This is a genomic window from Enterobacter sp. Y17, assembly GCF_019730495.1.
GTDB lineage: Bacteria > Pseudomonadota > Gammaproteobacteria > Enterobacterales > Enterobacteriaceae > Enterobacter > Enterobacter asburiae_B.
Genome location: NZ_JAASKP010000001.1, coordinates 2,418,864 through 2,431,313, shown reverse-complemented (window position 1 = coordinate 2,431,313; position 12,450 = coordinate 2,418,864). Strand labels below are relative to the sequence as shown.

Sequence of the window (12,450 nt, the reverse complement as noted above, 5' to 3'; positions counted from 1 at the left end):
TTAAAAGCCAAAAAATAAGGGAGACAGAGATGTCACATACCGTTCGAGACAAGAAGATGTTACTGACTCGCCTGAAGAAAATTCAGGGGCAGAGCACCGCGCTGGAGAAAATGCTCAACAGCGATCACGAATGCGCCGAGGTGTTACAGCAGCTGGCGGCGATCCGCGGGGCGGTGAATGGCATGATGATGCAGGTGATCGAAGGGCATTTAACCGATCATGTGGTGAAAGAGCCTGAAGAAGCGCAGCGTGAAGCCGATCTTGGCGTGGTGTTGCGGGTGATGAAATCCTATCTTAAGTAGAATGCATGCCGAGGTTATTTTCTGCCCAGAGAATAAATTCCGTTTTTGGCAGCGCTTTGCTGTAGTACCACCCCTGCCCGTACTGCACGCCGTGTTGGTGCAGCCAGGCGAGCTGCCCTGCGGTTTCGACGCCCTCCGCCACCATCGCCAGCTTCAGCGACTTCGCTATTTCAATGATGTGCGGCGTCACGTTTTTATACTCCAGCGCATCCACGAACGATTTATCAATTTTTAGCGTGTCGACGTCCAGATCCTGCAGATAGCTCAGGCTGGAATAGCCCGTGCCAAAATCATCTATATAAACAGGGTGGCCCGAACGACGAAATGCGGCGATAGCCGGTGCGCTAATTTTGGGGTCGGCAAAGCCGCGCTCGGTGAGCTCAAGGGCGATTTGTCGGGGATGGATTTGCCACTTATTCAGGAGCTGACTCAACAGAGGCGGCAGGATGCCGGAGGTTAAATCGGCAGGGGCGAGGTTAATGGAGATATGCTGATCCGGATAGCGTTGCAGCCAGTGGCCCATATCTTCAAACACCTTTTCGATGACTAACTGCGTCAGCTTCGAGATGAGCCCCGTTTGCTCGGCAAGGGGGACAAAAATATCCGGCGAGAGGCAGCTTCCGTCCGGCTGTGGCCAGCGCGTCAGCGCCTCAGCGCCCACAATTTTTCCGCTACAGAGCGCCACGATGGGCTGATAGTGGACCACAAAATCCCGGCTGTTAATGGCGTCAAGCAGGCGATTGCGCGGCGACTGGATACGCCGCAGGATCCGCAGGACAAACAGTGCGGCGAGCAGGCTTATCAACATGCCGAACGGTAACCAGAAAAGAAGCTGCCGGTGCCAGGTTTCAGCCAGCGGTTTGAGCGTTGCCCATGCGACAACGGTAAACCCAAGCTCAGGTACAGACTTCATGACGTACATTGAACCGTTGTACTGCACGCTTTTCACACCCCGCTCCTGAACCATGTCGCGGATGTGAGAGTCGAGCTTGCTGCTGCTGGCAAATATGCGGTGCGTTGCGCTTCCTACCAGGGCGGCATCAATCGCTATCTCGCCGAAAGGGATCACGTCCACCAGCGAGGCAGGATCGATCATGACAAGGTAGTGGCCTTTTCCCAGCACCGTCATGTAGCGGTTAAACCCAAGATCGTTTTGCGTTGTCAGCCACGCGCTGTAACCATCTTCGGTAATGCGCATTGGAGGAGGGAAAGGGGACGCGTGACTGGTTTGCTCCAGGGAGGAGCAGAGCGGTCGAAGATTGTCGATATAAATCACTTCCTGGACATATCGCCACGAGAAAGCGACCCGGCGCATTTCCCGCAATTGCAAGGGGCTACACGGCACGCCCTCAAAGGCCTGCAGGTGATCGAGCGCTTCTTTTGCCTGATCCACAACCCTGTCGGTGCGTACCAGCACGCGGGAGGCATAGTTATCCAGCGCATCGGCGAATTTATCTTCCGCCTGGCGATGGGCCAGCCAGATGCTCAGGCAAATGGGGACCAGCACAGAAAAGATAAGTACGCCAGTCACCAGACTGACCAGATGTCGGGTTTTCATGCTGTCGTGTCCTTCCTCGTATACCCGTTCCTGGGCATTGAGTTCCCTGCCTGAAGAGAAAGATTTTACCGCGAAATGATATAGTTATAGCACGTGGTTGGCATGGTTTTCATTTTATCTCAGGCATACGAGAAATTATCGTCAGAAGAGAGGGGTTGTTTTTTCAACCTCGCCTGGATATTATTTTGTTATGTTATAACAAAACATAAAGGATTTGCGATGAAACCCAATATCCACCCAGCCTATCGCACCGTGGTATTCCACGACACCAGCGCTAATGAATACTTTAAAGTCGGCTCAACCATTAAAACCGACCGCGAAATTGAACTCGACGGTGAAACGTATCCGTACATCACCATTGAGGTTTCTTCAAAATCGCACCCGTTTTATACCGGTAAGCAGAAAACGTTCTCCACGGACGGCAGCGCAGCGCGCTTCCGCAAGCGTTTTGGCGGTTTTCTCAATGCGAAGCGGGGCTAATCATGCAGGTACTTAACTCATTACGCAGTGCAAAGCAGCGTCACCCGGATTGCCAGATTGTCAAACGCAAGGGACGCTTATACGTGATTTGCAAATCTAATCCGCGCTTTAAGGCGGTTCAGGGACGTAAAAAAAGACGCTAAACGCGCGTTTCTCGCCAGCTTTCCAGGGATCTAATCTGTTTGCCATCGGCGGTAAAATTGTCGGTGGCAAGCCAGCTTTCAAAGGCGCTCGCCAGCGCCGGCCACTCTTTGTCGAGAATCGAAAACCAGTCGGTATCCCGGTTACGGCCTTTTATGACCAGCGCCTGACGAAAGCGCCCCTCAAACTGAAAGCCCAGACGCAGCGCCGCTTTACGGGAAGGCTCGTTCAGGCTATTGCACTTCCATTCATAACGCCGGTACCCCAGGGTATCGAACACGTATCGCATCAGCAGATACTGCGCTTCTGTCGACCCTGGCGTGCGGCTTAACAGAGGAGAGAAGTGAACGTGCCCCACTTCCACGACCCCGTTTTTAGGATCGATCCGCATCAGGGACAGCGTCCCGACAGGAGACTGGGTCCGGTTATCCATAACGGTAAAGTGGATGGGATCGGATAACTCACTTACGCTCGCCACCCAGTCGGCAAACTCCTCTGCGGTGGCATCGGGTTCACGCAGCAGCCACGTCCAGCTGCGGGTATCTTCAGCCAGGGAATAGGCGGAGAACAACGCGTGGGCATGCTCCACGCGCAGCGGCTCAAGCCGACAATAGTGACCCTGAAGGACCACCCGGGACGGGTGCTGACGAGGCTGCCAGTCGATAAGGGCTTCGCCTACAGGTTGTCCAAACTCGTTGAATGTATTCATCTTTATTTCCATGACGTTGAAAAGATCTCCAGATTAGTGAATTGCTGGTTCCTTAAAAAGAACCACCAGGCTATGTTTTTCTGGTACCACAAGGAGGGAAGATGAATATACCGGGTGATGAGCTTTACACTTTGCTCCATGCTGCGCTGAAAAAGCGTGGGCAGGAGACGCTTCAGCGCGCGCTCTATCTTGCTTTGCGGGAGGCCATACTGGGCGGAAGGCTTCGGTCCGGCAGCCAACTGCCCGGTTCGCGAACGCTGGCGCAGCAGATCTCGGTTTCCCGAAACACCGTCAATGCGGCGCTGGACCAGCTCACGCTCGAAGGTTATTTACTGCGTAACCGTCAGGGAACGCGGGTGGGGCAATTCGCTCAGCGTACGATTGCCCGGGCATTGCCGGATCCTGACATCAGGCTGACAAAACGGGTCGCCCTGCTGCCCGCGCCCGTGCCGCGCGACACCCCGGTGATGGCGTTTACGCCGGGAACGCCAGCCATTAACTATTTCCCCTTGCCGCTGTGGCGGCGATTGTACGATCGCGTCCTGCGCGAGGAGGGAAGTGCCCTGTTAGGCTATGGCGACCCGGCCGGCGAGCCGTCGCTGCGTGCCGCGATTGCCCGGCATCTCGCCCTGTCCCGCGGTATCGACTGCGACGCCAGCCAGATTGTGATAACCGAAGGGGCGCTTGAAGGCGTCAACCTCTGCACGATGCTGTTAAGCGAGCCTGGCGATGTCGCCTGGGTAGAAAACCCCGGCTATAGCGGGGCAAAGAGTGCGTTTGTTAAAACTGGCCTGGCAATGACGGGAATACCGGTTGATGACGAGGGAATGTGCTGGGAAGGGCTGGATGCGCCTGCGCCCTCAATGATTTTTACCTCACCTTCGCATCAGTTCCCTTACGGAAGTGTGCTCAGCGCGCGGCGGCGGCTGGCGCTGCTGGAACTGGCCCGGCAGCACAACGCGTGGATCATTGAAGACGATTACGACAGCGAGTTCCGTTATGCCGGTGAGCCCGTACCAGCGATGCTGGGAATGGTCAACAATGCGCCCGTTGTGTATCTGGGAACGTTCAGTAAAACGCTGTTTCCCTCGCTCAGAATGGGGTTCATGGTGCTACCGCCAGCGCTGGCGAAAGCGGCTCGCCCGGCCATCGGCTCGCTGTTGCGCGGAGGGCATCGTGCGGAGCAGCGTACCCTGGCGCTGTTCATTGAAGAAGGTCACTATGCCCGTCATCTTGCCGCCATGCGTCGGCTCTACCGTAAACGCTACCGCCAGCTGCGTGAGGTGCTGAGCGCAGAGCTTCATTCTCCGCATCGCATTCTGGCAGGCGAAGGGGGAATGCATCTGACGCTGGCGATAGACGGTATTGACGACCAGAAGCTGGTGGAGCAGGCGAGGGCGTTTCAGCTGGCACCCGCTGCGCTGAGCGGGTACTACCTGGAGGCGAAGCAGGGGCAAACCGGTCTGGTTTTAGGTTACGGCAATACCTCTGCTTCTCAGTTTGCGCCGGGGATCCGACGCCTGCAGGCGTTAATTACGCAGCAGCAGGGCGGGAAAGGGTAAAAACATCATAGAATGAGAGCTGACCTTTGGTGGAGACCATTTTCTGCAGCTTCTCTTTTTGCCCGGCTTCAACCGCCGGAGAGTGCATGATGTTTTCGATCAGCTCCTCTGGCACGTAACGCGTGTTGTACCATTCGCCGTTATAGCAGACCCGGAAATCGAGCACGTCGATATCTTCGTAACGGTAGCGCGGATTCACGTCGAAAAAGAAAAAGGCGTTAAAGACGACAAACAGTACAACCAGCAGCCAGACGGAGTCCACCAGCGTTTCGGACTTCAGCATTACAATCAGCGTCGCCAGCCACGCGGCATACATGGCGACAAACAGTCCAGGATGTTTGCGAATAAAGCTAATGCTAAAGCGCGGGCGATTGTCGCGCTTTTCGCGGAGGTTGAGATCGTCGATGGTGGCGGTAAGCAGGCGCTGTATCTCGGTCATTTTTTGCCTTCATAAGAGTTGACAATACAGGGGGTCTGCCAATTTTAGGGGAGCCATCAGGCTGAAAAAAGTAACAGTCTGGCGCTAAAAGACTATAACAGTTGACTCCCCGCAACCTCACAGCGTTTTGATGATTTTTGCCGGATTGCCGCCAACGACGACGTTAGCCGGGACGTCTTTCGTCACGACGGCGCCGGAGGCCACCACCACATTATCACCAATGGTGACGCCAGGGTTAATGACAGCCCTGCCGCCAATCCAGACGTTATTGCCAATATTGACGGGTTTTCCAAACTCCACGCCGCTGTTTCGTTCTTCCGCGTCCAGGGGATGGGTAGCCGTATAAATATGAACACCCGGTGCGAGCATACAGTTATCGCCAATATGAACAGGGCAGACATCCAGCATCACGCAGTCGAAGTTAGCGTAAAAGTTTTTGCCCAGATAAATGTTATATCCGTAGTCGCAGCGGAAGCTCGGCTCAATATAAGCGCCTGCGCTTTGTCCCAGAAGTTCCGCCAGAATGTTCTGGCGTTCTGTTTTTTCATCAGGCGCGGTGTGGTTATAGCGGTAAACCAGATGGCGGGCGTGCAGTCGGTCAGCCCGTAACGTCTCATCGCCGGGGCGGTAATGTTCACCGGCAATCATTTTCTGTTTTTCTAAGCTCATTGGAAACCTCTCTGGATGTTATTACCGAAGGGTAATCGGAACAGGCCAGAAGGGGAACGTTCCCGAAAAGCCGATGTGACTGACGTCACAACATTGCTGCTGATGAACACGTTTTACACGGAGACCTGGCCTGGGCACAGGGAGCATAACGGGACAGGTAAATACTCAGAACGAGGCGTAGAACTCTACAGACACCCTTCAAAGATTAACGGACAAATTTCCACACAGAAGTAGGGATTTTGTCATACAGTTTATTCATTGTCAGTTCAGCAAGACGATGGTCAGCGGCTGAATAAAATACCGCCAGTTCATTATCAGAAAGCTCGTATTTATTCTTTTCAATGACGCGCTCAAGCGTATCAATTGACTGACAACGTCGTAAGCGCATCAAATAATCGATTTTTGTGAGTGGTTTATCAGACATAAATTCACCTTAGTAATTGTAATAATTTTAACAGGAAAGACTCACCGGGTTAGCTCTGCTCACGTTGACGAAACAGCGGAATAGCCGATTTCCCGATTTACGCCATTTTTGCAAATCCTGCGCGTTAATGCCGTAACTGCTGAACAACATAAAGGTGTCGTCCAGGTATTCATCAATTTGCTCAATGAGCTTATTATCTTCATTGTACTTAATTTTATAATTAAGTGCGAAGGTTGCGATATGCTCTATCAGCTCATTCAACTGTAAATTGATGGCAGATGTTGGGTCGTTTACCCAGCCATGGTTACTTTCATCAAGATTGGCAAGGCAGTCATGGTACAAGGATTCGCAGAGAAATTTCAACTGCGCGATATCATGCCTTTTTGGCGAGTACTCGTCCATAGCGCATCCCCTTCTGAGTGATTTCTTACTCACCGAACATCATTGTCGGGATGGATACAACTGACTTAGCTACATGAGTGCTGTGTTCCTGATAACCTAACTATAAGCCACTCCTTCCTGGATTTCACCGCGCTATTACGAAAAATTACAAATAAAAACCGCAGGCTGGGAGCGTGTACGCAAATGGTCACCCTGGACTCAACGTTTTTATCCAAATTAACGACGGGGTTTTATCGCTTCCTTACGTTTCATCGGCTTAGCAAAAATGATGAGAAAAGTTCAGATTCAGACTTATCTTTGTAAGAACTTCTTATTAGGAATATTCCTAATAGCTTAAGCGGGGAAATGAAATTAAAAAAATCCTGAATTCACCGATTAAGGTATCAGTTAATTATGATATGTCTATTTAAGATGGCAGAAAATAAATAGAGCCACAATAAGCGTAATTTATGATTTTTTCTGAAAATGAAAAAGGCCGCTAATGCGGCCTTTTTATCATGTGGAACCGGTATCAGTGAGGTTCTACCGAATGACTGTGTTCAACATCTTCATTCTTGCGGCTAAAGCGGCGGCGAACCACCACGAAGAACACCGGTACGAAGAAGATAGCCAGTACGGTCGCGGTAACCATACCGCCCATCACGCCTGTACCTACCGCGTTCTGCGCGCCGGAGCCCGCACCGGAGCTGATAACCAGCGGCAGTACGCCGAGGATGAACGCCAGCGACGTCATCAGGATTGGGCGCAGACGCATACGAACCGCTTCAAGCGTCGCCTCAATAAGGCCTTTGCCCTCTTTCTCCATCAGATCTTTGGCGAATTCAACGATAAGTATCGCGTTCTTCGCCGACAAGCCAATGGTTGTCAGCAGGCCTACCTGGAAGTAAACGTCGTTGGTCAGTCCACGGAACGTTGCCGCAAGCAGCGCACCGATAACCCCGAGTGGAACCACCAGCATAACGGAGAACGGAATCGACCAGCTCTCGTACAGTGCCGCCAGACACAGGAAGACCACAATCAGTGAAATGGCGTACAGGGCAGGGGCCTGGTTACCGGACAGACGTTCCTGATAGGACATACCGGTCCAGTCATAGCCGATACCCGCAGGCAGTTTGCTTGCCAGTTCTTCCATCAGGTTCATGGCTTCACCGGTGCTTCGGCCCGGAGCAGCCTGACCCAGGATCTCCATCGATGGCAGACCGTTATAGCGTTCCAGACGCGGCGAACCGTATTCCCAGCGTGAGGTTGAGAACGCCGAGAACGGTACCATCTGACCATTGCTGCCGCGCACGAACCAGCTGTTGATATCGTTAGGCAACATACGGTACTGCGCCTCGGACATCACGTACACTTTCTTCACACGACCGCGATCGATGAAGTCGTTAACGTAGCTACCGCCCCAGGCTGCGCCCAGCGTGGTATTGATGTCACTGATGGATACGCCCAGCGCCTGAGCTTTCTCCTGGTCGATATCGATCTTGTACTGCGGCGTATCTTCCAGGCCGTTTGGACGCACGCCGACCAGCAGGTCAGGGTGTTTAGCGACTTCACCAAACAGCTGGTTACGCGCCTGCGTCAGTTTTTCGTGGCCCAGACCGCCCTGGTCAATCAGCTGGAAGTCGAAACCGGTCGCCGTACCCAGTTCAACAATCGCTGGCAGGTTAAAGGCAAAGACCATCGCATCTTTAATCTGCGAGAAGGTTCCCATTGCACGGCCGGTGATGGCTTCAACCTTGTTCTTTTCGCCTGGACGTTCAGACCAGTCTTTCAGAGAAACGAAGGCAATACCGGTGTTCTGACCACGACCCGCAAAGCCAAAGCCGTTAACCGCAAACACGGACTCAACGTTGTCTTTCTCTTTGGTGAGATAGTAGTCCGTCACTTCATCCAGCACTTTCTGGGTACGCTCTTGCGAGGCACCCGCCGGAAGCTGCGCCATCGTCAGGAACACGCCCTGGTCTTCATCTGGCAGGAACGAGCTTGGCAGACGAACGAACAGGAAGGCCATGCCCACCACGATGATGATATAGAGCAGCAGGTAACGACCGGTGCTGCGCAGGATGTTGCCCACGCTGTCGGTGTAGTGATGCGTGCTCTTATCGAACATGCGGTTAAACCAGCCGAAGAACCCTTTGTGCTCGCCGTGACCGCCTTTCTGAATTGGCTTCAGCATGGTGGCACACAGGGCAGGGGTCAGGATCAACGCCACCAGCACCGACAGCGCCATCGCGGAAACGATGGTAATGGAGAACTGGCGGTAAATCGCACCGGTAGAGCCCCCGAAGAAGGCCATCGGGATAAATACCGCAGACAGCACCATCGCGATACCGACCAGCGCGCCCTGGATCTGGCCCATTGATTTACGGGTCGCTTCCTTCGGCGGCAAACCTTCTTCCGCCATCACGCGTTCGACGTTCTCGACCACGACGATGGCGTCATCCACCAGCAGGCCGATGGCGAGCACCATCCCGAACATCGTCAGGGTGTTTATCGAGTAGCCGAATATCGACAGGATCGCAAAGGTCCCGAGCAATACCACCGGCACGGCAATCGTTGGGATAAGCGTCGCGCGGAAGTTTTGCAGGAACAGGTACATCACCAGGAATACCAGGATGATCGCCTCAACTAGCGTCTTAACCACTTCATGAATCGAGATTTTGACGAACGGCGTGGTGTCGTACGGGTAAACGATTTTCAGACCTGACGGGAAGAACGGTTCCATCTTCTTCAGCTCTGCGCGGATCGCCGTGGCGGTGTCCAGGGCGTTAGCGCCGGTCGCCAGTTTGATACCCAGACCGGAAGCCGGTTTACCGTTAAACTTCGCGATGATGTCGTAGTTCTCACCGCCCAGCTCAACTTTCGCCACGTCGCGCAGGCGAACCTGCGAACCGTCCTGATTCACCTTCAGCAGAATTTTGCTGAATTCATCGGCAGAGGTCAGACGGGTCTGCGCGATGATCGAGGCGTTAAGCTGCTGGCCTTTCACCGGCGGCGTACCGCCTAACTGACCGGCCGCTACCTGGGCGTTCTGCGCTTTAATCGCGCTGATCACGTCAACCGGCGTCAGCTGGAAGTTGTTCAGCTTGTTCGGATCCATCCAGATACGCATCGCGTACTGGGAACCGAACAGCTGCACGTCACCCACACCGGAAGTACGGCTAATAGCGTCCTTCATGTTGGCGCCCACGTAGTCGGAAATATCCTCCTGCGTCATGGTGCCGTTGGTGTTGATAACGCCGACAACCATCAGGAAGCTACTGGACGATTTCTCGACGCTCACACCCTGCTGTTGTACTTCCTGCGGCAGCAAAGGCATTGCCAGCTGCAGTTTGTTCTGCACCTGAACCTGCGCAATGTCAGCATCCGTACCTGACTGGAAGGTCAGGGTGATCTGCACCGTACCGGTGGAGTCACTGTTTGAGGACATGTACATCAGGTTATCGATACCGTTCATGTTCTGTTCGATAACCTGGGTGACGGTGTCCTGCACCGTTTTCGCATCAGCCCCCGGGTAGGTTGCGGAAATTGTCACCGCCGGTGGCGCAATCGTTGGATATTGCGCGACAGGCAGCTTCAGGATCGCAAGTCCCCCGGCCAGCATGATGATTATGGCGATCACCCACGCAAATATGGGGCGATCGATAAAGAAATTAGGCATGTCTTAACGGCTCCTGTTTAAGTTAAGACTTGGTTTGTTCTGACTGGCCAGCGGCCGAAGCTTGTTGTTTATCGTCAGATTTCACTTCCTGTGCTTTAACCTGCGCGCCAGGACGAACTTTTTGCAAACCAGTAACAATCACGCGATCGCCATCTTTCAGACCTTCCGTCACCAGCCATTTATCGCCAATCGCCTGGGTGGCGGTGATATTGCGCGTTTCGACTTTGTCATCAGCCCCAACAACCAGCGCGCTCGCATCGCCGCGTGGCGTACGGGTCACACCCTGCTGTGGAACCAGAAGTGCGGTTGGATTCGTTCCTTCTTCCAGACGCGCGCGAACGAACATACCTGGCAGCAGATTTTTGTCAGGGTTCGGGAAAATCGCACGTAAGGTGATGGAACCGGTAGTCTGGTCGACCGTCACGTCAGAGAATTCCAGGGTACCTTCCTGCGGGAACTTAATACCGTCGTTGGTAATCAGCTCCACCTTGGCTTTGCCGTTTTCCTGTTTCAGGGTGCCGTTAGCCAGCTCCTGTTTCAGGCGCAGGAAATCGTTGCTGGACTGCGTCACGTCAACGTAGATCGGATCAAGCTGCTGCACGGTTGCCAGCGCATTGGTCTGACCGTTCTGCACCAGCGCCCCTTCCGTGACGGAAGATTTACCAATACGACCGCTGATAGGGGAGGTCACTTTGGTATAGGCCAGGTTAATGCGCGCGGTTTCGACGGCCGCTTTGGCTGCCACCACGGCCGCGTTAGCCTGCTGTGCATCGGCCAGAGCGGTATCGTAATCCTGTTGGCTGATGTACTTGGTACCGAGCAGCTTTTGGTAGCGGTTCAACGTCAGCTGAGCAATTTTGGCCGCGGCTTGTGCTTTCGCCAGGTCGCCTTTCGCACTTTCATAAGAGGCCTGATAGGTTGCTGGATCAATCTGATACAGAGACTCACCGGCTTTCACATCACCACCTTCGGTGAAGTTACGCTTCAGGATAATGCCGCTGACCTGAGGACGCACTTCCGCAATGCGGTAAGCATTGGTACGGCCTGGTAATTCGGTGGTGATTTGTAGAGGTTCAGATTTGAGCGTCACGACGCCTACTTCTGGCGCCTGCTGAGCTCCTTGTTGAGCTGGTTTGTCGTCACATCCTGTTAGCGCTAAGCTGCCTGAGAGCATCAGAACGACCGCCAGAGGCGTTAACCCTCTGTTTTTGTTCATATGTAAACCTCGAGTGTCCGATTTCAAATTGATCAAGGGTCCTGAGTCTAAAAACCCATTGCTGCGTTTATATTATCGTCATGCTATGGTACATACATTCACAAATGTATGTAAATCTGACTCCTGTAAATTCACCCACCTATGGCACGAAAAACTAAACAACAAGCGCTGGAAACCCGACAACACATTCTGGATGTGGCAATACGTTTGTTCTCGCAGCAGGGTGTTTCATCCACCTCGCTGGCGCAGATTGCTCAGGCTGCCGGTGTGACGCGAGGAGCGATTTACTGGCATTTTAAAGATAAGTCAGATCTGTTCAGTGAAATCTGGGAGCTTTCAGAGTCCAGCATTAGCGATCTTGAGAGTGAGTATCGGGCAAAATTCCCTGACGATCCACTCTCAGTATTGAGAGAAATATTAGTATATATCCTTGAAGCAACGGTAGTTGAAGAACGTCGCAGATTAATGATGGAGATTATTTTTCATAAATGCGAGTTCGTGGGCGAGATGGCGGTGGTGCAGCAGGCGCAACGCAGCCTTAGCCTGGAGAGCTATGATCGTATTGAACAGAACCTGAACCTGTGTATGCAGGCAAAACTCTTACCGGCTAATCTCTTGACCCGACGGGCGGCAATCCTGATGCGCAGCTACATTTCAGGTCTGATGGAAAACTGGCTTTTCTCGCCGCAATCCTTTGACCTCAAAGAGGAAGCCCGCAGCTACGTGGCGATTTTACTGGAAATGCTACAGCTCTGCCCCACGCTGCGCAGCGACGCGCCTTCGCTAACGGCCTGATCCCTTTCCAGGATTTATCTCAGAGGATAACGTTCGCGCTATTCTGCTTTCAGCGAGCGTGATATTCTTCACGCCGGACTATTTTCGGTCATCTT

Annotated in this window: 13 protein-coding genes; 5 read left to right on the top strand and 8 right to left on the bottom strand. The window is 53.3% G+C overall.

What is annotated here, in order from left to right:
* The first annotated feature begins 29 nt into the window (after nucleotides 1-29).
* A complete protein-coding gene (locus HCH49_RS11495) occupies nucleotides 30-302 on the top strand; it encodes a metal-sensing transcriptional repressor (RefSeq protein WP_023310594.1) in 273 nt (90 codons plus the stop codon).
* Here the strand turns inward: HCH49_RS11495 and HCH49_RS11490 are convergent.
* Complete coding sequence (locus tag HCH49_RS11490) at nucleotides 295-1,860, bottom strand: EAL domain-containing protein (protein WP_221702705.1); 1,566 nt, start codon at nucleotides 1,858-1,860, stop codon at nucleotides 295-297. The two genes, HCH49_RS11495 and HCH49_RS11490, sit on opposite strands and share 8 nt — an antisense overlap.
* Before the next feature lie 219 nt (nucleotides 1,861-2,079).
* Between HCH49_RS11490 and HCH49_RS11485 the strand changes: the two genes are divergently transcribed.
* Nucleotides 2,080-2,340 (top strand): type B 50S ribosomal protein L31, encoded by a 261-nt coding sequence (locus tag HCH49_RS11485; RefSeq protein WP_006176933.1) that lies wholly within the window; start codon nucleotides 2,080-2,082, stop codon nucleotides 2,338-2,340.
* Between the two features lie 2 nt (nucleotides 2,341-2,342).
* Nucleotides 2,343-2,483, top strand: coding sequence for a type B 50S ribosomal protein L36 (gene ykgO, locus HCH49_RS11480; protein WP_003859006.1), 141 nt, complete (start codon nucleotides 2,343-2,345; stop codon nucleotides 2,481-2,483).
* Here ykgO and HCH49_RS11475 read toward each other — a convergent pair.
* Complete coding sequence (locus tag HCH49_RS11475; protein WP_221702704.1) at nucleotides 2,480-3,190, bottom strand: GNAT family N-acetyltransferase; 711 nt, start codon at nucleotides 3,188-3,190, stop codon at nucleotides 2,480-2,482. The genes ykgO and HCH49_RS11475 overlap by 4 nt on opposite strands.
* A 101-nt stretch (nucleotides 3,191-3,291) precedes the next feature.
* On the opposite strand from HCH49_RS11475, the gene HCH49_RS11470 reads away from it, so the two are divergent.
* Complete coding sequence (locus HCH49_RS11470) at nucleotides 3,292-4,752, top strand: PLP-dependent aminotransferase family protein (RefSeq protein ID WP_221702703.1); 1,461 nt, start codon at nucleotides 3,292-3,294, stop codon at nucleotides 4,750-4,752.
* Here the strand turns inward: HCH49_RS11470 and HCH49_RS11465 are convergent.
* From HCH49_RS11465 to acrA, 6 genes are all read right to left on the bottom strand, one after another.
* Nucleotides 4,724-5,191 (bottom strand): YlaC family protein, encoded by a 468-nt coding sequence (locus HCH49_RS11465; RefSeq protein ID WP_023310598.1) that lies wholly within the window; start codon nucleotides 5,189-5,191, stop codon nucleotides 4,724-4,726. The two genes, HCH49_RS11470 and HCH49_RS11465, sit on opposite strands and share 29 nt — an antisense overlap.
* Nucleotides 5,192-5,308: 117 nt before the next feature.
* Nucleotides 5,309-5,860, bottom strand: coding sequence for a maltose O-acetyltransferase (gene maa, locus HCH49_RS11460; RefSeq protein ID WP_047061252.1), 552 nt, complete (start codon nucleotides 5,858-5,860; stop codon nucleotides 5,309-5,311).
* A gap of 205 nt (nucleotides 5,861-6,065) precedes the next feature.
* Entirely contained in the window at nucleotides 6,066-6,284 is a 219-nt protein-coding gene (locus HCH49_RS11455) for an HHA domain-containing protein (RefSeq protein ID WP_008499287.1), read from the bottom strand.
* A gap of 27 nt (nucleotides 6,285-6,311) precedes the next feature.
* Entirely contained in the window at nucleotides 6,312-6,686 is a 375-nt protein-coding gene (gene tomB, locus HCH49_RS11450) for an Hha toxicity modulator TomB (RefSeq protein ID WP_008499288.1), read from the bottom strand.
* 511 nt (nucleotides 6,687-7,197) lie between these two features.
* A complete protein-coding gene (gene acrB / locus HCH49_RS11445; RefSeq protein ID WP_029741964.1) occupies nucleotides 7,198-10,344 on the bottom strand; it encodes a multidrug efflux RND transporter permease subunit AcrB in 3,147 nt (1,048 codons plus the stop codon).
* Between the two features lie 22 nt (nucleotides 10,345-10,366).
* Nucleotides 10,367-11,560, bottom strand: a complete 1,194-nt coding sequence (acrA, locus tag HCH49_RS11440; RefSeq protein ID WP_029741963.1) for a multidrug efflux RND transporter periplasmic adaptor subunit AcrA — start codon at nucleotides 11,558-11,560, stop codon at nucleotides 10,367-10,369.
* 141 nt (nucleotides 11,561-11,701) lie between these two features.
* Here acrA and acrR point away from each other — a divergent pair, with 141 nt between their 5' ends.
* Nucleotides 11,702-12,355 carry a multidrug efflux transporter transcriptional repressor AcrR gene (gene acrR, locus HCH49_RS11435; protein WP_033144791.1) on the top strand — a complete coding sequence of 218 codons (654 nt, stop codon included), beginning with the start codon at nucleotides 11,702-11,704 and terminating at the stop codon, nucleotides 12,353-12,355.
* Nucleotides 12,356-12,450: the final 95 nt, after the last annotated feature.

What these genes read in the sequence shown, in the direction of transcription:
- HCH49_RS11495 (WP_023310594.1), top strand. Translation starts at nt 30, where the DNA reads ATGTCACATACCGTTCGAGACAAGAAGATGTTACTGACTCGCCTGAAG.
- HCH49_RS11490 (WP_221702705.1), bottom strand. Translation starts at nt 1,860, where the DNA reads ATGAAAACCCGACATCTGGTCAGTCTGGTGACTGGCGTACTTATCTTT.
- HCH49_RS11485 (WP_006176933.1), top strand. Translation starts at nt 2,080, where the DNA reads ATGAAACCCAATATCCACCCAGCCTATCGCACCGTGGTATTCCACGAC.
- ykgO (WP_003859006.1), top strand. Translation starts at nt 2,343, where the DNA reads ATGCAGGTACTTAACTCATTACGCAGTGCAAAGCAGCGTCACCCGGAT.
- HCH49_RS11475 (WP_221702704.1), bottom strand. Translation starts at nt 3,190, where the DNA reads ATGAATACATTCAACGAGTTTGGACAACCTGTAGGCGAAGCCCTTATC.
- HCH49_RS11470 (WP_221702703.1), top strand. Translation starts at nt 3,292, where the DNA reads ATGAATATACCGGGTGATGAGCTTTACACTTTGCTCCATGCTGCGCTG.
- HCH49_RS11465 (WP_023310598.1), bottom strand. Translation starts at nt 5,191, where the DNA reads ATGACCGAGATACAGCGCCTGCTTACCGCCACCATCGACGATCTCAAC.
- maa (WP_047061252.1), bottom strand. Translation starts at nt 5,860, where the DNA reads ATGAGCTTAGAAAAACAGAAAATGATTGCCGGTGAACATTACCGCCCC.
- HCH49_RS11455 (WP_008499287.1), bottom strand. Translation starts at nt 6,284, where the DNA reads ATGTCTGATAAACCACTCACAAAAATCGATTATTTGATGCGCTTACGA.
- tomB (WP_008499288.1), bottom strand. Translation starts at nt 6,686, where the DNA reads ATGGACGAGTACTCGCCAAAAAGGCATGATATCGCGCAGTTGAAATTT.
- acrB (WP_029741964.1), bottom strand. Translation starts at nt 10,344, where the DNA reads ATGCCTAATTTCTTTATCGATCGCCCCATATTTGCGTGGGTGATCGCC.
- acrA (WP_029741963.1), bottom strand. Translation starts at nt 11,560, where the DNA reads ATGAACAAAAACAGAGGGTTAACGCCTCTGGCGGTCGTTCTGATGCTC.
- acrR (WP_033144791.1), top strand. Translation starts at nt 11,702, where the DNA reads ATGGCACGAAAAACTAAACAACAAGCGCTGGAAACCCGACAACACATT.